This is a genomic window from Stenotrophomonas sp. PS02301, assembly GCF_029959485.1.
Lineage (GTDB): Bacteria > Pseudomonadota > Gammaproteobacteria > Xanthomonadales > Xanthomonadaceae > Stenotrophomonas > Stenotrophomonas maltophilia_Z.
This window is the reverse complement of the sequence record NZ_JASCOO010000012.1, coordinates 62,025-80,647: the sequence shown is the minus strand read 5'-3', so window position 1 is coordinate 80,647 and position 18,623 is coordinate 62,025. Positions and strand designations below refer to the sequence as shown.

The following is an 18,623-nucleotide window of genomic DNA, read 5'->3' as shown; positions in this document are numbered from 1 at the left end:
AAAGGCCGCGAAGGCCTTCGCGGGCGGCAAGTATGTCGGCATCGCGCTGCTCGACCGCTCGGCCTCCGGCCTGACGGTTGCTGCCGGCCAGGTCACCGGCCGCGCGATCGATGCGTTCGGCGTCGGCGAGTCGGCGCGCATCCGTACCAAGGGCGACATCTGGGTCGTCGCATCGGTGGCGGTGGCCGCTCGCGATCCGGTCTACCTGACCGCCGCCGGCGCCTACACCAACGTTTCCACCGGGAACACCGCAATTCCCGGTGCCAGCTGGGACACCAGCACCACCGCCGCCGGCCAGCTGGCCGTCGTCCGTCTCGGCTAAGGAGCCAACCACATGAGCGCAATCCCCCTCATCGACGCCCAGGCCGCACTGGGCTTCGTGATCGCCCAGGCCTCGATCATCGAGCCGGGCGTCTACCGCACCGTTTACCCCGACATTCAGTACCGCACCTTGGTGCCGGTGGACACGTCGGGCAGCGAGTTCGCCACCTCGGTGACCTACTTCTCGGGCGACCAGTTCGGCAAGGCAGACTGGATCAACGGCAACGCCGATGACATCCCGAAGGCCGGCACCACCCGTTCGAAGTTCGAGACCCCGGTTTACACCGCCGGCATCGGTTACGGCTATGGCTGGGAAGAGGTCGGCCGGGCCCAGATGCTGGGCATCAACCTGTCCACCGAAGACGCTGCAGCTGCACGCCGTGCGTCCGAAGAGATGGTTGATCGAGTTGCATTGCTGGGTGATGCCAGCAAGGGCTTCACCGGCCTCTTCAACGCCGCTGGAGTGACCCCGGTCGCTGCTCCGACCGGCGGCTGGGACGCCACCACCGATACCCAGCTGATCGTGGCGACGCTGAACCAGGCGCTGCTCAACGTGTTCAACGGCACCAACACGGCCTCCATCGCCAACACGCTGCTCCTGCCGTGGACGAAGTACCTGCTGATCGCCACCCGCAAGATGAGCGATCAGAGCGATATGACCGTTCTGCAGTGGTTCTTGGCCAACAACGTCTACACCGTGCAGACCGGTCAGCCGCTGACGGTGCGTGGTGTGCGTGGTCTGGACACGGCTGGCGTGGGTGGCATTACCCGCTTGGTGGCCTACCGCAACGATCCGCAGGTGCTGAAGCTGCACATGCCGATGCCGCACCGCTTCCTGCCGGCCTGGCAGAGCGGCCCGCTGCGCTGGGACATCCCTGGCGTGATGCGCCTGGGCGGCCTGGACGTTCGCCTGCCGAAGGAAGTCGTCTACCTCGACGGCATCTGATCACCACGGCCCCGGCGAAGTGCCGGGGCCTCACTGGAGCAAAGCATGAAGATCACGAACAACCACACCGGTCCCCTCGGCCTTCCGGACGGCACCATCCTCCCGAAGGGTGAGCCGACCGTTGTCCCCGGCTGGGACCAGATCAAGAAGAACACCGTGGTGCAGGGCTGGCTCAATGCCAAGATCCTGACGGCCGCCGGTGGCGACGATGCCGGCACCGGCAACACGGGCGGCGAGGGCGGTGCCGACAAGGACGCACTGATCACGCGCGCCAAGGAGCTGGGCATCGACGCGAAGGGCAACTGGGGTGTGCCGAAGCTGCAGGCGGCCATCGCTGATGCCGAGAAGGCTGCGGCCGGCACCGGCAACCCGGGCGGCGAGGCGCAGTCGTGAGCGTCTTCGACGAGAGCCGCAGCTACTTGCGCGAAATGCGAGAAGAGCCCTCGTCCGCCGTGGGCGAGGCTGCCGCGGTCGCGGCCGAGGTCATCCACAACGACGGTTTCGGCGAGGGCTGACATGTACGGCACGCCGGAAGACGCGGACAGTTACCACCAGGCGCGCGGCAACGCCGCCTGGGCAGCGGGATCGGAAGAAGCCCGCACCGGCGCGCTCGTCCGCGCCACGGACTACATCGACGGGCGGTACCGGGTGCTTCTTGCCTCCGGCCGCTGGTCGTCGATGTTCCCCGGCGTGCGCACTGCCGGGCGGGGCCAGCCGAACGAATGGCCCCGCATCGGTGCCGTCGATTACGACGGTGACCAGATCCAGCCGGATGAGATCCCGGACGAGGTCGAGCGCGCAACCTACGAGGCGGCCTTGCGAGAGCTGGCCAGCCCCGGCAGCCTCTCGCCGGACTTCGTCGCGGTGGAGCAGGTCACCAAGGAGAAGGTGGGCCCGATCGAGGTCAACTATGCCGACGGCTCCAACGCCAGCAGCGCGACCCCAAACCGTCCGATCATTTCCGCGATCGACGAGATCCTGGCGCCGCTACTGCGGACGCCGGCAGTCGGCCCAGCGGTGCGGGTCGTATGAGCGCGTTCTATGACCGCATGCAGGCCACGGCCACGCGGCTGATTGATCGCTACGGCTATGCCACGCAGTTGGAACGAGACGGCGCGCCCACCGGGCCGCCGCACAACCCGCAGCCGGGCACGCCGACGCAGCACGACTGCAAAGCGGTGGAGCTGGACTACAGCCTCACCAACCGAGACACCACGCTGGTGCAGCAGGGCGACAAGCTCGGCCTGATCTCCACCGCGATCGATATCGCGCCGACCATGGATGACCGGATCCTGCTGGGCGGCGAGCCTTTCCATTTCATTGACCTGCAGCCGCTGTCGCCGGGTGGCCAGGTCCTGCTCTACGAGTTCCACGCCCGACGCTGATGGCCAAGCTGACCTCCCGAGAACTGGAACTGCTGGCTCGCCGCTTGGAGCCGGAGCTGCGAAAGGCGTTCGTGCAGGCCATCGTCGCCGCGCGCAATGACGCCGCGGTGCAGGCTGTTGCCGAGCTGCTGCGCGCTGGTCGCGTGGAACAGGTGCTGACGGCGCTGGGCATGGATGCCGCACGGTTCTCACCTCTGGCCGAGGCGGTGCGCTCTGCATTCATCGCTGGTGCTGGGGCCGGCGTCCAGGAAATCCCGCCGGTGCGGCTGTCGCTGGATCCGATCATCACCGGGAGCTACCGGCCGCGATCGCCATCGCCGGTGCTGCGCGCCAGTTTTGACTTGCGCAATCCGGCGGCGGAGCGGTGGCTGGCCAACAACTCGTCTCGCCTGGTCACCGAGATCATCGAGAGCCAGCGCCAGGTGATCCGGGGTGTGCTGCAGCAGGGGATGATCGCCGGCCGCAACCCACGCCAGACCGCGCTGGATATCGTTGGCCGGGTGGGCGAGACGGGGCGGCGCTCAGGTGGTGTCGTCGGCCTCACGTCGCAGCAGAGCCAGTACGTGACCAACATGCGCGCACAGCTGGCCAGCGGCGACCCAAGGGCGATGGCGGCGTACTTCGATCGGCGGCGGCGGGACAAGCGCCTGGACGGCATCGTCAAGCGCGCCATCGCCGCCGGCAAGCCGGTGTCGCAGGTGGACATCGACAAGATCGCCGGACGCTACGCAGACCGCCTGCTGGCGCTGCGCGGCGAGATGATCGCCAGGACCGAGTCCATCGCCTCGCTCAACGCGGGCAGGGAAGAGGCCTACCGACAGCAGATCGAGGCCGGCAAGTTGGCGCCGGAGAACGTGGAGTGCACCTGGTCGGACACCAATGATCGTCGGACCCGGCACAGCCATCGAGCAATGAACGGCCAGAAGCGCATGTTCGGCGAGCCTTTCCAAACGCCGAGCGGTGCGCTGTTGAACTACCCGGGCGACACCAGCTTGGGAGCCGGGGCGGAGGAGGTTGTTGGCTGCCGCTGCACAAAGCAGTACCGGATCGACATGACCGCGGAGGTGTTGCGTGGCCAAAAAGTTCGGTGAGCAGGTGAAGGCCTTTGCCGAGAAGGCAAAGCTGCGCCAGCTGGCCATCTTCCGCGAGTCGGCCCAGCAGGTGATGGAGGAGGCGAACACCCCGGAGGGCGAGGGCGGCAAGATGCCGGTCGACACCTCGTTCCTCCGAAACTCAGCGGTGGCCTCGACCGAGGGCCCGCCCGATGGCGCCGGCGGGGCCCCGAGTCTGGTCTTCGCCGCGGTTGAGCTGGGGCAGACGGTGTGGGCCGGTTGGACCGCTGCCTACGCTCTGCGCATGGAGCACGGCTTTTACGGCGAGGACAGCCTGGGCCGGGTCTACGCACAGCCCGGCAAGGGTTTCATGCGATCGGCAACCCAGAACTGGATCTTCATCGTGGACAGCGTGACCAAGTCGGTAGGGGACAGGATCAAATGAGCGACACGGAGATCTATGACGCCTTCGCCGGGCTGGTGGGCGCCTTCGCTGCGGCCCAGAACCTGCCTTGCTCCTACCCGGCGCTGGGATTCAAGCCACCGGCCACCGGTGCATGGCTGGAGCTGCAGTGGTTCCAGAACGAGACGCAGAACTACGGCCTGGCCGATGACGGCCCGTCGCTGAAACAGGGTTTCGGGCAGCTCTCGGCATGCTATCGGCCGGGGCAAGGGATCATGGTGGGCACGCGCATCACCGACCAGATCATCGCGGCCTTCGCCAAGGGCACGACCTTCGCTGGGATGCGGGTCTACCGGAAGCCGTGGACCTCCGCCCTGATCCAAGACCCGGAACGGATCATGCACCCGGTGACCATCAGGTGGCAGGGGTTCGTGTCGGGGTAGAATCCGGCCATGAGCCCCAAGCCGCCCAACCTGCACCTGGTCCGAAGCGACGCGCCGCCCACCGAGGGCGAGCTGGCGGAGCTGCGAGAGGCGGTCGATCGGATGCGGCGGAACCGCACGCTGCTGGATGCGTTCAACCGGGAGCAGGCTCGGTTCGTGCGGGACGAGTACTTGGCCTATGTTGAGGCAGGGTTTACCCGCGACCAAGCGCTGAAGTTGGTGGCTGCGAAGTTGTCCCCAGCACCAAAGTGAATCTACTATGCCCTTCCACAAGGAAAGGGTCAGGAGTAGTTATGGGCATGCTTGTTTTCTCTGGCGATCGCAGCGGCCGCGGCTTGGGAGATGAGGCTGAGATCATTATTCGTTTGGAATACGATTCGAGCATTGGTGGCAAGGTGTGGGAAGACTTTGATGGCGCAGAGGGTTCCGTCATCACCGTGGTTGACGGCAAGCACACCACGGTTCCTGTCGAATTTACAGTCCAGACCAATGGCCACTTGATCGAAGTGATCCAACCGGGACGAGGGCATCTTTTCAGCCTGCAAGGTCTCGACGGGATCCGAAACGGGCTCGTACTGACGTTTATCGCAAGTGCAAAGGACTATGACGTCTGGAACGGAGAGATTTCCCTTTCTGTGAAGTAAGGCATCTGAATTGATTTGATTGAAGTGAAGGGCCCGCCGACCAGCGGGCCTTTTTCGTTCCCCAAGACCCCGCCCCGTGGCGGGTTTTTTTACGCCCATCGCGAGGAGATACGGCCATGGCCGAAGCAAAGACCAACGCAGGTTCCAAGCTCTACATCTGCGTCACCCCGAAGAACGCAGACCTGACCGAGACCGAGTTCGCCGCACTGGCTTACGTGCAGGTGAAGAAGGTCGGCAGCGTGGGGGAGCGCGGCATCAACACCAACATCGTCACCTACGACACCTGGGACACCGTGGTTGCCCTCAAGGGCAAGGGCATCACCAACGCCGGTGATCCGCCGGTGGAAGTCGCGCAGGACCTGACCGACCCTGGCCAGATCGCCATGCGCGCTGCCGGCGCGCCCAATGTCGCTGATGCCTACGCATTCAAGGTGGAGCGCGCTGATGGCTCCATCGAGTACCTGCGCGGACTGGTGGCCGGCCCCAACTCTCCGGGCGGCCGCAACGAGGACTTTGTCCTCAACACCTACGTGCTGGGCCTGAACCAGGTGCCCATCGAGGTGGCCGCCCCGGTCACCCCGTAACCGAACACCGGCGGGGTAGGGCGCGCGCCTGAAAGGCTGCCTGATCCGACAGCTTCCCCGCCGGTTCCTTTTCGGATCGCACCAAAGGATCACGACATGAACGACCTGAGCACCATCGTTGCCGCCGAGCGCGTCATCGACATCAACCACCCGGTGAACGGCACCGCCACCGGGCTCCGCCTCACCCTCCTGCCGGAAACCCACTCGAAGGTCCGGGAGGCAGCTCGCAAGGCATTGAATGACCGCCTGCAGGGCAAGGGCAAGGTGACCGCCGAGAAGATCGAGGAGAGCCGCCTGTCGATGCTGGTCGCCAGCATCGGCGGCTGGGAATGGAAGGGCGACGCCACCTTCGAGGGCGAGAAGCCTGAGTTCACCGACACCAACCTGCGCAAGGTGATCCAGCGCCTGCCGTGGATCCAGGACCAGATCGATCAGGAGCTGGGCGAGCGCGCCGAGTTCTTTCGCGAGCCTGAAGAGCAGGCTGGCTGAAACCACATACCAGACCGTCCGCTATGACATGGCGGACGAGAACGGTGAAACACGCCGGCAGCGCAACGAGCGCTTCGGTGAGAAATCCCCCGACGTGGAGGTGCCCATGGAAGGGGCCCACGTCTGGGACTGGTTCTGGGCTCTCTCAGCGCGACGCCGCTCTGGCCCGGAAGCGTTGACGTTTGCTGACGTCGGCGAATGGCAGCGACTGGTGATGGTCGACCTCCTTCCGCAGGAGGTGGAAATGCTGATGGCGATGGATGACCAGTACCTCCGCGCGGTGCGAGAGGACCAGGACGCGGCCCGGGCCCGCGCACTCGAATCACAGAACAACGGGAGTCGTTGAACATGGCTGATATTGCCGAGCTCGGTTACAAGGTCGACAGCAGCGGGCTGGTCGAGGGCACCAAGGCCCTGGACGACAACGCTGCGGCGGCCGAGAAGACCGGCAATGCCGCTGCACGGCTGGAGAAGGAATACCAGTCGATGTCGCGGACGGTGGACCAGTCCTCGAAGGCGCTGGGCGACCGTCTCGGCGGCGCGCTGGACCGGATCGGCGTGGGCACCGGCAGCGTCATTGCTGAGCTGCAGACGCTCAACAGGACGCAGAGCGAGGTGCTGGCGGCACTGGGTGGCCTGGACACCAGGTTGACCGGCACTGCCTCGGCGCTGAAGGCCTATGAATCGGCCGGCCAGCAGGCGGCAGCTGCCGTCACCTCCACGGCCACGGCAAGCCAGCGTCTGGAGACGGACCTTGCGGCGCAGGAGGCGCGGTACCGGTCGGTTGCCCGTGAGGCCGTTGCGTATGCCGAATCCACGCGAGGCGCCAACCTGTCCGATCGTGCGTTGGCGGAGGCGGCACGCGAGGCGACCTCGGCGTATGACTCCCGCGCTGCTGTGACGGCACGTATGGGCACGGAGCAGGAGCGCCTGGCCGCGCGTGCGAAGGGCCTGCAGGAGGCCGAAGCCCGTGCCACCAATCAGGCCAAGGACGCCGCCCGTGCCACGCAGGCGCAGGAGCTCAACCTGAAGAAGCTGCTGGGCCAGATCGACCCGACGGTGGCCGGGTTGAACCGCCTCGCGGACATGGAAGACCGACTGGCCAAGGCCCGCGACCTTGGGCTGATCAAGCCGCAGGTGTTCCAGCAGTATCAGGCGCAGCTGGAGGCCACCCGCACCAAGACCCTTGCTGCAGCACAGGGCACCGGCACGCTGTCGGGCCAGCTCGGGCAGCTGAACCTTCGATCCGTGGAGACGCAGCAGTCATTGGTGTCGCTGATCAGGTCGCTGGCCACCGGCGATATCGGCCAGGCGCAGTCGTCGATCACCTCACTCACGGCTCGCACGGGGGCGCTCAGCAGCGCCTTCACCCTGACCGGCCTCGCCGTAGGCGGGACGGTCGCAGCCATCGCTGGCGTCGCTGTGGTCGCTGCCAAGGGCTACATGGAGATGCGGCAGCTGGAGGGAATCGTGACTGCCACCGGCAACGCCAGCGGCTTCACGACCGACAAGCTGATGAACATGCGGTCCGAACTGGGCAGCGCCACCGGCAACTACAAGGACGCCGCCGCAGCGATCAGCATGCTGGTGTCCGAAGGCCGAGCCAGTGGCCAGGCGCTGGAGCTGATCGCGTCCTCGGCGGTGAACCTGTCCACGCTCACCGGCAGCTCCATCAGCAGCACGGTGAACGAGATCGAGGCGCTGGCCACGGGCGGCGCCGACGCGCTGGTGAAGTTGAACGACCGCTACAACTTCCTGACCCCGGAGATCTATCGACACATCGAGGCTGTGCGCGAGCAGCGCGGTGATTACGCCGCCACCCAGTCCGCTCTGGAGCAGTTCGACCAGGTGATGAGCGAGCGTGCCCAGACCATGGCCGAGAGCGCCGGTGTGGTGGAGCGGGCGTGGAAGGGCGCACTGGCCGCCTTCCGGGGCACCATGGAGGAGATCAAGTCCATCGGCCGCAACGACCTCGATAGCCAGATCGGCCGCCTGAAGGATGATCTGGCGTTCTTCCAGACCCTGCAGCGCAGCCCCATTCCTGGCGATGCCAGCCGAGGCAATGCAGGCGTGCAGGAGATGCAGAAGCGCATCGAGCAGCTCAGCCAGTGGAAGCAGGAGCTGGACGACGGCGCCAAGATCCTCGGGCAGATCCGCCAGCACGACAAGGATGTGGTGGCCACCGAGCGAGAGATGGCGCGGGAGCGCACCGCTGCCGACGAGGCGCTGAAGGGGCGTCTGGCTGAGATGGACCGAGAGGCATCCAAGCTGCTGGCGCGCAACAAGATCATCGAGACGTACAACAAGCTCGCCGACAACGACAGCCGGCACTTCGACGGGTCCATGCAGCGGCTAATTGCCCGGTCGAATGCGGACATCGACAAGCAGTTCAACAAGCGCGACGGCGTGGGCAAGAAGAACGCCGATGACAACTCGGTGCAGACCTTCATCGCCAACATCGAGCGGCAGATCACCGCCAACCAGCAGCTGGCCGAGAGCGGCGACAAGGTCACGGCCAGCGATCGCATGGTGATCCAGGCGCGCCAGATGCTGGCCGACAAGACCAACAACATGACCGCGGCGACCCGCCGTCTGCTGGAAGCGGTGATCCCGCAGCTGCAGGCGAGCGACGAGGCTGCGGTCAAGGAGCAGCAGCGCCGGAAGGACATGGCCGCCAACATCGCGCTGACCGAGCGCTTGACGCAGGTAGAGAAGCTGCGCAGCCAGCAGGCTGACGCAGACCTCCTGGGCATCGGGCAGGGTGCGGATGCCTCGGAGATGCTGCGGCGCCAACTGGAGATCCAGCGGCAGTACCTGCAAGAGCGGGAGAAGCTGGAGAAGGCGCAGCGCGACAAGAACACCGCGCTCAGCCAGGCCGAGTACCAGGGGCAGGTCACAATGCTGGAGGCCAGCCTGCAGCGCTCGCTGGACATCGAGAGGACCTATCAGGAACGCCGGGCCGCAATGCTCGGCGACTGGCGCACCGGGGTAAATCGCGTCTGGGCGGACTACGTGTCGGCGGCCGGCAACGCCTCGGATCAGGCCGGCAGCTTGTTGTCCAGCAGCCTCAGCGGGATGGAGGATGCGCTGGTGCGGTTCGCACAGACCGGGAAGCTGTCGTTCACCTCGCTGGCCAACTCGATCATCGCCGACCTGGCCCGCATCGCCACGAAGCAGGCAGCGGTCGGAATCTTCAACGCCATCTCCAGTGCCTGGGGCGGCGGCGGCTCCGCAGCGTCGTCGACCTACTCGGCGCAGAGCTTTGGCAATAACACCGGGTGGCTCAACGAGGGCGTCAACTTCGGTGGTGGCCGCGCCCGTGGCGGACCGGTCAGCGGCAGCAGCCTCTACGAGGTCGGCGAGGGCGGCAAGCCGGAGCTGTTCAACGATGGCCGTGGTCGCACGTACCTGATCCCCGGCAATGACGGCAAGGTCATCCCCGCGGCGGCCTCGGGCAATTCCAGCGGTGCCGGCGGGAATGTGCAGGTGATCCTCAACATCAGCATCGATCAGAGCGGCAGTGCCGAGACGCAGACTGCTGGCGATCCGAATCAAGCCGCGCAGCAGCTGGGCAAGATGATGGAGAGCAAGGCGCGAGAGGTACTGGTCCAGCAGATGCGCCCCGGCGGCATCCTGCACCAGATGGGGGCGCGGGCATGACCGACACCTTTATCTGGACGCCAACGAGCCAGGGTGGTGGAGGTACGGCCAACGCCGCTGTTCGCCGCGCTCGCTTTGGCGACGGGTACGCGCAGTCATCGCCGGATGGCCTCAACGCCCGCTCGCGCACGTATCAGCTGACCTTCACCGGCTCCAAGGCGCAGATCGATTCGATCATCGCCTTCCTGGATGCCCATGTCGGCCTGTCCTTCTTCTGGACAGGCCCGCGCGGCACCGCCCTCTACTACTGCGACACCCACACCGAGCCGTTCCCCAATGGCCTGGTGCACACCGTCACAGCCACTTTCGAACAGACCTTCCAGCCGTAAGGAACCTCCATGGCACGCCTAGTAATCAACACCGACCCGCCCATCGGGGATCCCGCGCCGACGGCGTTCAATAAGGTAAACGCCATGACGGCCGAGCTGTATCCGCTCGCCACTGGTGCTTTCCCCAAAACAGGCGGCACCGTCGCCGGCGTCCTGGCTGTGTCGGCACCCGCGAGTTCAAACAACGACACGTCTCGTGCTTACAGCTTGCTAGAGCAAGGCGCCGGTGGCGAAGTACGTCGCATGGACATATCACTGCTGAACGGCGCGGGTCCAACCGCGCGTCAGATCGTTTTCCGCGCGATTAACACCGGGGAGTATCGCTTTGAAGTGGCCGCCGCCACTTACAGCGGTACGGTAAGCGCCGCGGGAGCGGTTTCATCGAGCAACGCAGTGACCGCCGGGAGCATCATGACGGCGGGAAGTGCAATTACTTCGAACTCCAACGGTGTCACCTCCAACGGCGCGGGCTGCGGCTTCACGATGAATGACCGTATCGACTTCGCGCAGTCTTGGTCGCAGTACGTGAACGGTACGGTGTACAGCGTCTGGAACAACACGAACGGTAACGTGTTCAATGTGACCCGGGCAGGTGCTGCGACTGCTGCGTCTTTCAGTCCGATATCGTCCGCCGACGTCAAGGACAACATCGAGGGATATACAGGCGATGCGGACAGTGAGCTTGATCGCATGGTTGTCATTGAATACAACTACCGGCCTGAGTTCGTAGACATCCAGAAGCGATGCGTTGGCTTCCTTGCCGAAAACGTAGCGGACGTGCACCCCAGCGCATCGGACGAGGAAGTCAGTACTACCGCGCAGATCGAAGTCGAACGCGAAGTGGATGTGGAACACCTCGTTTGGCGCGATGTGGAGATGGAAGTGCTTACCCCGGTCGAAGAGTTCGACCCAGATAGCCCACAGTATGTTCGCAGCGTCGAAACTGTGCGGCAGCAGTTTATCGAGGTTCGCAAGGAACTTCATAAGGTGTTTGAGGAAGTGCCCTATACCATTCCGCGAAACGTTGACCTGATGCAGATTCTGGCGTTGACCGTCCGTTCGCATCAGCAGAAGTCCAAGCGCATCCGCGACCTCGAAGCCGCTCTGGCGGACGCCGTGGCCGGCTTGGCAGCCGCTGTGGCTCGCATTGATGCACTGGAGTCGGCAACGTGATCACTGCCGATGCCCAGCAGCTGGAGCCCGGCGGCCGAGTGACGGTCTACGAGCTCGATGCCAGCAGCTTCGGGGCTGACCAGCTGTTCTTCCACCAGCACCTGCAGACCGGGGTGATCTGGTGGCAGGGGCAGGAGTATGGTGCCTGGCCGATTGAGGCCACCGGCTTCGAGCGCACCAGCGACCAGCCGCCGAATCCACGCCTGCGCGTGAGCAACATTGATGGCCGCATCGGGGCGCTGTGCCTGATGTTCGACGACATGGTCGGGGCGCGCATCATCCGCCGGCAGACGCTGGTGAAGTACCTGGACGCGGCGAACTTCCCTGACGGCAATCCGACCGCCGACCCCAACGAACACTTCCTGGACGAGATCTGGTTCATCGAGCGAAAGGTCTCGGAGGACTTCGAAACGGTCGAGTTCGAGCTGACGACCGCGATCGACCTCAACGGCGAGCAGCTTCCGGGGCGCCAGATACTCACCCTCTGTGGCTGGCTGATCCGTGGCGGTTACCGGGGGCCGTACTGCACCTACAACGGGTCGGCGTACTTCGATATCAACGACAACCCGGTTGCCGACCCGGCACAGGACGTCTGTGCTGGTCTGGTCCGCAGCTGCAAAAGGCGCTTCGGGGAGACCAATCCGCTGCCATATGGCGGGTTCCCGGCCGCCGGTCTGCTGCGCACCTGACAGCGCGGCACCGCAACACAGATCACCACCCGGCCCGCCCAGTGCGGGCCTTTTCTATGGGCGAGGCAATGGAACAGACGACTCTTCAGGCTATCCAGGCGCACGCCGTGGCCGAGTACCCGCGCGAGTGCTGCGGGCTGGTGGTGGCCACCGCCGCCGGCGAGCAGTACGTTCCGTGCCGCAACACCGCCGAGACGCCCAGCGAGCACTTCCGGTTGCCGGCCGAGGACTTTGCCGATGCCGAGGATCAAGGCGAGCTGCTGGCGGTCGTGCACAGCCACCCCAACGCCGCGGCCACGCCGTCGGACGCCGACCGCGTCATGTGCGAAGCCAGTGGCCTGCGGTGGCACATCGTCAGCGTTGGCCAGGTCACCGGTGAGCCGGCGGAGTGCGTCGACCTCCAGACCATCGACCCCTGCGGGTACGAGGCGCCGCTGATCGGCCGCGAGTTCGCCCATGGCGTGCTGGACTGCTACAGCCTTGTGCGGGACTTCTACGCGCGCGAGCTGGGGATTGCCCTGAGCCAGTACCACCGCGAGGACGACTGGTGGGAGAAGGGGCAGGAGCTCTACAGCATGGACCGCCTGCAGGCCGAGGGGTTCCAGCCCATCGCCGGAGAGCTGCAGCACGGCGACATGATCCTGATGCAGATCCGTTCGCCGGTGCCAAACCACGCCGGCGTCTACCTGGGCGACGGCCAGATGCTGCACCACCTGCACGGCCGGCTGTCCGAGCGCGTGCCCTATGGCGGCATGTGGGCGGAGCGCACCTGTTACATCGTCCGCCACAGGGAGGCCCGCCATGACTGACCGCGTCCGCACTGTCCGGCTTTACGGCGTCCTGGGGGCGCGCTTCGGCCGGGAGTTCAAGCTGGCCGTGAACAGCCCGCGCGAGGCCGCCCATGCCCTCAGCATGATGATCCCCGGCTTCCGCGAGTTCATGCGCGACGCGAAGTCCAAGGGAATGGAGTTCGCGGTGTTCCTGGGCAAGCAGAACCTGCGGCACGACCAGATCGATGACCCGCCCGGTCGCGACGATATCCGCATTGCCCCGGTGCTGGTCGGCTCGAAGCGCGGCGGCATCCTCCAGACCATCATTGGCGCGGTGCTGATCGTGGTAGGCGCCTACTTCGGCTTCCAGCCGGCGATCAATTTGGGCGTGAGTATGGTGATCGGAGGCGTCGTGCAGATGTTGTCGCCGCAACCCAAGGGCCTGGGGGCAAAGGACAGCGCGGAGAATGCGCCGAGCTACAGCATGAACGGCACGGTTAATACGCAGGCCCAGGGCAACCCTGTGCCATATGCATTCGGTGGCCACGACACCAAGGGGATGTTCGTCGGCTCTGCCGTCATCAGCGGCGGCATTCTCGCAGAGGACCAGCAATGAACCTGCCCGTTGTATTGCGCGCGCCCGGGAAAGAGTTGGCGCTGGCCACTGCCTGTCGAGAGCTGGTAGGCGCGAAGAAGGGCGGCAGCAATGCCCGGACGCCCGTGGAGACGCAGGACAGCCTGCGCTCGATCGCGCGCGCGCGCATCTTGGACCTCATCGCCGAGGGCGAGCTACGCGGCCTGGTCGCCGGCAACCAGTCGATCTATCTCGACCAGGTGCCGATCCAGAACGCCGACGGCACACTCAACTTCCAGGGCGTGAGGGTGGAAACCCGCTCTGGCACGCAGGACCAGACGCACATCGCAGGCTTCCCCTCGGTCGAGAACGAGATCGCGGTGAACGTCGAGCTGCGCAGCGACAGCCCGGTTGTGCGCACCGCCACCGGTGCCGATCTCTCGGCCGTGCGCGTCCGGCTCGCTGTCCCTGCGCTGCAGAAGGTAGACACCAGCAACGGCGATACCATCGGCTACAGCATCAGCTACGCCATCGACCTTTCGACCAACGGCGGGCCGTACGCGACTGTCCTGACCAGCGCATTCACCGACAAGACCACGACCCAGTACGAGCGCAGCCACCGCATCGACCTGCCGACCGGCACGCAGTGGCAGGTACGCATCCGCCGCCTGACTCCGAACGCGAACAGTTCCACCATTTCGGACACCGTGAATGTGCTGTCCATGACCGAGGTCATCGACGCGAAGCTGCGCTATCCCAACTGCGCACTCGCTGCGGTGGAGGTCGATGCCAGCCAGTTCCAGAACATCCCGACACGGTCATATCGAACTTGGGGGCGCATCGTCCGCATCCCGAACAATTACGACCCGATGACACGCTCCTACAGCGGTGTATGGGACGGGACCTTCAAGACTGGCTGGACCAACAACCCGGCGTGGGGCTTCTTCGACATGGTCAGCAATGACCGGTTTGCCCTCGGGCACCGCATCCCTCTGGACTGGGTAGATAAGTGGCGTCTGTACCAGATCGCCCAGTACTGCGATCAGCTCGTAAGCGACGGCCAGGGCAACATGGAGCCCCGGTTCACCTGCAGCCTGTACATGCAGACCCGCGCTGACGCCTATCGCGTGCTGCAGGACATGGCGTCCATCTTCCGCGGCATCAGCTTCTATGCTGCCGGCCAGGTGATGGCTTCAGCAGATATGCCGGCGGATCCGGTATTCACCTACTCGCAGGCGAACGTAATAGGCGGGCGCTTCACTTACGAAGGCAGCGGCCGCAAGACGCGTCACACGGTCGCCCTAGTATCGTGGACTGACCCTGACGACTTCGGCCGGCAGAAGGTGGAGCCGGTGCAGTACCAGCAGGGCGTGCAGCGATACGGCATCCAGCAGACAGAGGTGACCGCAGTCGGATGCCATTCGCGATCGCAGGCGCAGCGGATCGGCAACCATATCCTCTACACCGAGAACCTCGAGACCGAGACGGTCAGCTTTGGCGTCGGGCTGGATGTGCTCAACTGCCTCCCCGGCGACGTGATCCAGGTCGCGGATCCGGCGCGCGCAGGGCGCCGCAACAGTGGTCGCATCAAGAGCGCTACGGCTGATACCTTGGTACTGGACAAGCTGCCCGAAGTGATCGCGCCTGGCGACACGCTGCGCGCGACCCTGCCCACGGGCAGGACGCAGGCCCGCACGGTGCAGTCGATCACTGGTAACGCGGTCAAGGTCACCGCGCCGTGGTCGGCAGTCCCGGTGGCGCAGTCCGTCTGGTCGCTGGAAAGCACCGAGCTTGCGCTGCAGCAGTTCCGTGTCCTGTCCGTGGTGGAGAATCCGATCACGGAAGAGCAGGGCATCACCTACCGGGTGACCGCGCTGAAGCACGTGCCGGGCAAGTACGCAGCGATCGATGACGGCACCCGCCTGGAGTTGCCGCCCATCAGCATCATCCCGCCCAGCGTCCAGCCTGCGCCGACCAACGTGCAGCTGTCATCGCACTCGGTCATCGACCAGGGCATCGCCACGCATGTCCTGACGATCGCTTGGGACGCAGCCGACAAGGCCATCGCCTATGACGTCGAGTGGCGCCGGGACGACATGAGCTGGGTCAGGGCAGGGCGCGTATCCACGGCGAGCATCGAGGTGCGCGGGATCTACTCCGGTAACTACCTCGCCCGGGTCCGCGCGGTGAACGCCCTAAACGCGGTCTCGCAGCCGACGATGAGTGCTCTCACGGCCATCACCGGCAAGACGGAGCCGCCGCCGTCCCTGACGTCCCTGACGACGTCCAGCGACGTGTACTCGATCGGGCTGGCGTGGGGATTCCCGAACGGCGCCACCGATACTCAGCGCACCGAGATCTGGTACGGGCCTTCGCCGAACCGTGCCGCGGCGATCAAGCTGGGCGACTTCGCCTATCCGCAGGCCCGGCACCAGATCAACGGACTGGCCGCTGGGGCCCGGTTCTACTTCTGGGGCCGGTTGGTCGACCGCAGCGGGAACATCGGTCCCTGGTATCCCGCAGAAACCGGGGTCATTGGCGAAGCCAGCACCGATCAGAGCAAGTACGACGAGTACTTCTCCGGCCGCATCAGCGAGAGCGCGTTGGGGCAGGAGCTGCTGTCGAAGATCGAATCGATCGACAGCCTTCAGCCGCTGTTGCCACTGGTGTGGAGCCAGGATGGCACCTATGCCCAGGGGCAGACGGTTGTGTTCGGCGGCCGGACCTACAGCTGGGTCAGTGGCACGCCGGGCAACCAGCAGCCGCCGGGCACCAGCTGGCAGGACGTGGGTGCAGCCACCGCTGGTTATGGCGCCATGGTCAGCCAGATCAACCAGAACACGCAGAACATCGGCGTGGTCGATGGCCGGGTCACGGCGCAGGGGCAGCTGATCACTGGCATCACGGCGCAGATCTCGCCGAAGGGCGCTGGCGATGCGAGCTGGGGAGCAGGGGATACCAGCGTTTACGCGGGGACAGTCACCATCCAGAGCGTGAGCGCCAACGCGGATCTGGCGCAAGCGCTCCGGACGGACCAGGTAGAGGTCGGACTCGGCCAAGCGAATGCGGCAGTTCAGTCAGAGTCGCTGGCACGCGCGACCGCAGATAGCTCCCTGGGCAGCAGGATCGACACCACCAATGCAGGGTTGGCCGGCACGAACGCGACGGTACAGGCAGTGAACCAGTCCGTCGTAACCCTAAACGGAAAGGTCAGCGCCACGTATTCCATTCGAGCCCAAATCACCAGCGCGGGCCAGATCTACATGGCCGGCATGGGCGTTGGTGTCGAGCAGCAGCCCGACGGCAGCTACCAGAGCCAGATCTTGATGCAAGCCGACCGCTTCGCGGTGATCAACGTGGTCAACGGCCAGGTGACATCGCCGTTCGTGATCCAAGGCGGCCAGACCTTCATCAGCCAGGCGCTGATCGGCACCGGCTGGATCCAGAACGCCATGATCGGCGACGTCATTCAGTCGAACGCCGTGGGCGCGGGAGGCCTGCCGCGCTGGAAGCTGGACAAGAACGGGTCGCTCGCCATGAATGGCCCAGTCGGTGGTGGTGCTCTATCGATCAACGACCAGAACATCTTCGTGCGAGCTCCGAACGGGAATCCCCTTGTAGCCTTGGGAGACAACATCTGATGGCCACCGGGCTAAAGGTCTGGAATGACGACGGATCGTTGAAGTTCGATGTCACCACGCGCATCACGCGCCTGGTGGGGTCAGTGCAGACGGGCAACCAAGACGGGTACGTTGATGTCCCGTCGCAGGGAAACCAGATCTTCTTCTTCATCGCTTCGAACAACTCGGCACAGCCGACCCGCGGTGTGCCGAACATCTCGATCAACGCTGGCCACACGCGCCTGTCCTGGAACTTCATGGAGAATACCCGGACACCCTGCACGATTTACTACGGGCTCTGGTAATGGCGACTGGACTGAAGGTGTGGACCAACGGCGGTAGCGTTCTCACGATCGATCAGAGCTACGAGAACCTATCTCTCTATTCATCCGGCTCCGCTCAGACGAGTAGCGCAAACCCTGAGGTTGCTTATGGGCTTTACACCCTCACGCTGACACTTCCATCTGCGGCCATCCCGCAGCTGGCACTGCGCACCCACGATTCATCGAAGTACATCGGTATCGTGGGCGTCAGCATCAGCGGGAGCACGTATTCGTTTCTGATCCGAACTGCTGGCGGGCCCGTCGCGTTTGACTGGTACATATTCAGCCTGCCGGCCTTCATCGCGCCCAGCACGCGCGGCCTGAAAGTGTGGCGGCAGAGCGACAACCGTCTGGTTTTCGACTCTGGAATGAAGTGGATGCGGGTTGCCGGCCAGATCATCGGAGGCGGCGGTATGGTGCAGCTGGATCCGTCTCGCAAGTACGCGATCGCATTCGCTGGCGCGGCGTCGCAGCAGTCACGGCAGTGGCAGAATCAGCCGGAGACGCAACCGGCCATCGTCGATCAGTACACCTACGTGGCTGCAGCCCGTATCCCCAACGGGCTGTTTCAGTCCGACAGCATAATGGTGCATGCGGTGACCTCGTCACCTGGAGCACCACCCGACATAGGCCTCATCGCGAGCGGCGTGGCCGCCTTCCTCGCGCTCGACGTTACCGGGTTTTGACGGGTCGGTCTTTAGTGCGCCCTTCCTGGTATCGCACCACCTTGCCATAGGCAATGTAGCCTCGCGGGCGGTTGAACTCCTGAGCCGAGAACCCGCGCACGCTGTCCTCGTCACTCGTATGCGTGTGGAATGTCACGCCCGTGGACGTGAAGCCATCGCCGGTATCGCCGAGGTCGATCTCGCAGCGCTTCCAGGTGTTGCTGGTCCCGATGCGGATGCTGTAGCTATCGCTGTTCTGGCCGATGACGCCGCAGAGGGAGACGCGCCGCTTATCGGTCACCGCAATTGCTTGCGTGCTGATGCGCGCCACGAACTCATCCATGGACTCGCCGGGGTTAGACCGCTCTTGGTACAGGTGCGTGGTGCGGCCGTCGTTGCCGTCAAGATCTGAGGCAGAAGCACTACCGGCGGCAACAACGGCGAGTAGGGTGGTGATCAGCACTGCGCGCATAACGCTCTCCATGTGTTGTTTTGAACAACACCAGCGTAGCCGCATAGAAAGGGAATCGCCTGTGCGAGAACCATTCGCGTT

General features: G+C 64.9%; 24 protein-coding genes. 23 read left to right on the top strand and 1 reads right to left on the bottom strand.

Annotated elements, in window-relative coordinates; translation table 11 throughout:
- The 23 genes from QMX81_RS05405 to QMX81_RS05295 form a co-directional block, all read left to right on the top strand.
- Positions 1–322: hypothetical protein (locus QMX81_RS05405; RefSeq protein WP_282259411.1), on the top strand; the 322-nt coding region annotated here is incomplete at its 5' end.
- Positions 323–334: 12 nt separating this feature from the next.
- Complete coding sequence (locus tag QMX81_RS05400) at positions 335–1,267, top strand: major capsid family protein (protein ID WP_282259409.1); 933 nt, start codon at positions 335–337, stop codon at positions 1,265–1,267.
- Positions 1,268–1,312: 45 nt separating this feature from the next.
- Positions 1,313–1,660 (top strand): hypothetical protein, encoded by a 348-nt coding sequence (locus QMX81_RS05395; protein ID WP_282259407.1) that lies wholly within the window; start codon positions 1,313–1,315, stop codon positions 1,658–1,660.
- Complete coding sequence (locus QMX81_RS05390) at positions 1,657–1,782, top strand: hypothetical protein (protein ID WP_282259405.1); 126 nt, start codon at positions 1,657–1,659, stop codon at positions 1,780–1,782. The genes QMX81_RS05395 and QMX81_RS05390 overlap by 4 nt, the downstream gene beginning before the upstream one ends.
- A 1-nt stretch (position 1,783) precedes the next feature.
- On the top strand, positions 1,784–2,299 hold the full coding sequence (locus QMX81_RS05385) for a DnaT-like ssDNA-binding protein (protein WP_282259403.1): 516 nt from the start codon (positions 1,784–1,786) through the stop codon (positions 2,297–2,299).
- Entirely contained in the window at positions 2,296–2,652 is a 357-nt protein-coding gene (locus QMX81_RS05380) for a hypothetical protein (protein ID WP_282259401.1), read from the top strand. The genes QMX81_RS05385 and QMX81_RS05380 overlap by 4 nt, the downstream gene beginning before the upstream one ends.
- On the top strand, positions 2,652–3,743 hold the full coding sequence (locus QMX81_RS05375; RefSeq protein ID WP_282259400.1) for a phage minor head protein: 1,092 nt from the start codon (positions 2,652–2,654) through the stop codon (positions 3,741–3,743). The genes QMX81_RS05380 and QMX81_RS05375 overlap by 1 nt, the downstream gene beginning before the upstream one ends.
- Positions 3,724–4,149: a hypothetical protein gene (locus QMX81_RS05370; protein ID WP_282259398.1), complete on the top strand. Its 426-nt coding sequence runs from the start codon at positions 3,724–3,726 to the stop codon at positions 4,147–4,149. Before QMX81_RS05375 ends, QMX81_RS05370 begins: the two co-directional genes overlap by 20 nt.
- On the top strand, positions 4,146–4,550 hold the full coding sequence (locus tag QMX81_RS05365) for a phage tail terminator-like protein (protein ID WP_282259397.1): 405 nt from the start codon (positions 4,146–4,148) through the stop codon (positions 4,548–4,550). The genes QMX81_RS05370 and QMX81_RS05365 overlap by 4 nt, the downstream gene beginning before the upstream one ends.
- A gap of 9 nt (positions 4,551–4,559) precedes the next feature.
- Positions 4,560–4,802, top strand: a complete 243-nt coding sequence (locus QMX81_RS05360) for a hypothetical protein (protein WP_282259396.1) — start codon at positions 4,560–4,562, stop codon at positions 4,800–4,802.
- 41 nt (positions 4,803–4,843) lie between these two features.
- On the top strand, positions 4,844–5,194 hold the full coding sequence (locus QMX81_RS05355) for a hypothetical protein (protein ID WP_282259395.1): 351 nt from the start codon (positions 4,844–4,846) through the stop codon (positions 5,192–5,194).
- A 116-nt stretch (positions 5,195–5,310) separates the two neighbouring features.
- Positions 5,311–5,778, top strand: a complete 468-nt coding sequence (locus QMX81_RS05350; RefSeq protein ID WP_282259394.1) for a hypothetical protein — start codon at positions 5,311–5,313, stop codon at positions 5,776–5,778.
- Positions 5,779–5,874: 96 nt separating this feature from the next.
- Positions 5,875–6,267 carry a hypothetical protein gene (locus tag QMX81_RS05345; protein ID WP_282259393.1) on the top strand — a complete coding sequence of 131 codons (393 nt, stop codon included), beginning with the start codon at positions 5,875–5,877 and terminating at the stop codon, positions 6,265–6,267.
- 28 nt (positions 6,268–6,295) lie between these two features.
- Positions 6,296–6,613, top strand: a complete 318-nt coding sequence (locus QMX81_RS05340) for a hypothetical protein (protein WP_121042032.1) — start codon at positions 6,296–6,298, stop codon at positions 6,611–6,613.
- A 2-nt stretch (positions 6,614–6,615) separates the two neighbouring features.
- A complete protein-coding gene (locus QMX81_RS05335) occupies positions 6,616–9,927 on the top strand; it encodes a phage tail tape measure protein (RefSeq protein WP_282259392.1) in 3,312 nt (1,103 codons plus the stop codon).
- Positions 9,924–10,256 carry a phage tail protein gene (locus QMX81_RS05330; protein WP_282259391.1) on the top strand — a complete coding sequence of 111 codons (333 nt, stop codon included), beginning with the start codon at positions 9,924–9,926 and terminating at the stop codon, positions 10,254–10,256. Before QMX81_RS05335 ends, QMX81_RS05330 begins: the two co-directional genes overlap by 4 nt.
- Before the next feature lie 9 nt (positions 10,257–10,265).
- Complete coding sequence (locus tag QMX81_RS05325; protein ID WP_282259389.1) at positions 10,266–11,429, top strand: hypothetical protein; 1,164 nt, start codon at positions 10,266–10,268, stop codon at positions 11,427–11,429.
- Positions 11,426–12,118, top strand: a complete 693-nt coding sequence (locus QMX81_RS05320) for a phage minor tail protein L (protein WP_282259387.1) — start codon at positions 11,426–11,428, stop codon at positions 12,116–12,118. The genes QMX81_RS05325 and QMX81_RS05320 overlap by 4 nt, the downstream gene beginning before the upstream one ends.
- A 68-nt stretch (positions 12,119–12,186) precedes the next feature.
- Positions 12,187–12,927, top strand: coding sequence for a C40 family peptidase (locus QMX81_RS05315; protein ID WP_282259385.1), 741 nt, complete (start codon positions 12,187–12,189; stop codon positions 12,925–12,927).
- A complete protein-coding gene (locus QMX81_RS05310; RefSeq protein ID WP_282259383.1) occupies positions 12,920–13,504 on the top strand; it encodes a tail assembly protein in 585 nt (194 codons plus the stop codon). The genes QMX81_RS05315 and QMX81_RS05310 overlap by 8 nt, the downstream gene beginning before the upstream one ends.
- Positions 13,501–17,103: a phage tail protein gene (locus tag QMX81_RS05305; protein WP_282259381.1), complete on the top strand. Its 3,603-nt coding sequence runs from the start codon at positions 13,501–13,503 to the stop codon at positions 17,101–17,103. The genes QMX81_RS05310 and QMX81_RS05305 overlap by 4 nt, the downstream gene beginning before the upstream one ends.
- Positions 17,103–17,387: a hypothetical protein gene (locus QMX81_RS05300; protein ID WP_282259379.1), complete on the top strand. Its 285-nt coding sequence runs from the start codon at positions 17,103–17,105 to the stop codon at positions 17,385–17,387. The genes QMX81_RS05305 and QMX81_RS05300 overlap by 1 nt, the downstream gene beginning before the upstream one ends.
- The gene (locus tag QMX81_RS05295; RefSeq protein ID WP_282259378.1) at positions 17,387–18,091 is read left to right on the top strand and encodes a hypothetical protein; all 705 of its coding nucleotides are present in this window, start codon (positions 17,387–17,389) and stop codon (positions 18,089–18,091) included. Before QMX81_RS05300 ends, QMX81_RS05295 begins: the two co-directional genes overlap by 1 nt.
- Here the strand turns inward: QMX81_RS05295 and QMX81_RS05290 are convergent.
- Entirely contained in the window at positions 18,078–18,542 is a 465-nt protein-coding gene (locus QMX81_RS05290; protein ID WP_282259376.1) for a hypothetical protein, read from the bottom strand. The two genes, QMX81_RS05295 and QMX81_RS05290, sit on opposite strands and share 14 nt — an antisense overlap.
- Between the last annotated feature and the right edge of the window lie 81 nt (positions 18,543–18,623).

Coding starts and splice junctions, on each gene's coding strand:
- QMX81_RS05395 (WP_282259407.1), top strand. CDS start 1,313: ATGAAGATCACGAACAACCACACCGGTCCCCTCGGCCTTCCGGACGGC.
- QMX81_RS05300 (WP_282259379.1), top strand. CDS start 17,103: ATGGCCACCGGGCTAAAGGTCTGGAATGACGACGGATCGTTGAAGTTC.
- QMX81_RS05355 (WP_282259395.1), top strand. CDS start 4,844: ATGGGCATGCTTGTTTTCTCTGGCGATCGCAGCGGCCGCGGCTTGGGA.
- QMX81_RS05400 (WP_282259409.1), top strand. CDS start 335: ATGAGCGCAATCCCCCTCATCGACGCCCAGGCCGCACTGGGCTTCGTG.
- QMX81_RS05295 (WP_282259378.1), top strand. CDS start 17,387: ATGGCGACTGGACTGAAGGTGTGGACCAACGGCGGTAGCGTTCTCACG.
- QMX81_RS05315 (WP_282259385.1), top strand. CDS start 12,187: ATGGAACAGACGACTCTTCAGGCTATCCAGGCGCACGCCGTGGCCGAG.
- QMX81_RS05305 (WP_282259381.1), top strand. CDS start 13,501: ATGAACCTGCCCGTTGTATTGCGCGCGCCCGGGAAAGAGTTGGCGCTG.
- QMX81_RS05345 (WP_282259393.1), top strand. CDS start 5,875: ATGAACGACCTGAGCACCATCGTTGCCGCCGAGCGCGTCATCGACATC.
- QMX81_RS05365 (WP_282259397.1), top strand. CDS start 4,146: ATGAGCGACACGGAGATCTATGACGCCTTCGCCGGGCTGGTGGGCGCC.
- QMX81_RS05350 (WP_282259394.1), top strand. CDS start 5,311: ATGGCCGAAGCAAAGACCAACGCAGGTTCCAAGCTCTACATCTGCGTC.
- QMX81_RS05340 (WP_121042032.1), top strand. CDS start 6,296: ATGGCGGACGAGAACGGTGAAACACGCCGGCAGCGCAACGAGCGCTTC.
- QMX81_RS05360 (WP_282259396.1), top strand. CDS start 4,560: ATGAGCCCCAAGCCGCCCAACCTGCACCTGGTCCGAAGCGACGCGCCG.
- QMX81_RS05325 (WP_282259389.1), top strand. CDS start 10,266: ATGGCACGCCTAGTAATCAACACCGACCCGCCCATCGGGGATCCCGCG.
- QMX81_RS05375 (WP_282259400.1), top strand. CDS start 2,652: ATGGCCAAGCTGACCTCCCGAGAACTGGAACTGCTGGCTCGCCGCTTG.
- QMX81_RS05330 (WP_282259391.1), top strand. CDS start 9,924: ATGACCGACACCTTTATCTGGACGCCAACGAGCCAGGGTGGTGGAGGT.
- QMX81_RS05310 (WP_282259383.1), top strand. CDS start 12,920: ATGACTGACCGCGTCCGCACTGTCCGGCTTTACGGCGTCCTGGGGGCG.
- QMX81_RS05380 (WP_282259401.1), top strand. CDS start 2,296: ATGAGCGCGTTCTATGACCGCATGCAGGCCACGGCCACGCGGCTGATT.
- QMX81_RS05290 (WP_282259376.1), bottom strand. CDS start 18,542: ATGCGCGCAGTGCTGATCACCACCCTACTCGCCGTTGTTGCCGCCGGT.
- QMX81_RS05335 (WP_282259392.1), top strand. CDS start 6,616: ATGGCTGATATTGCCGAGCTCGGTTACAAGGTCGACAGCAGCGGGCTG.
- QMX81_RS05385 (WP_282259403.1), top strand. CDS start 1,784: ATGTACGGCACGCCGGAAGACGCGGACAGTTACCACCAGGCGCGCGGC.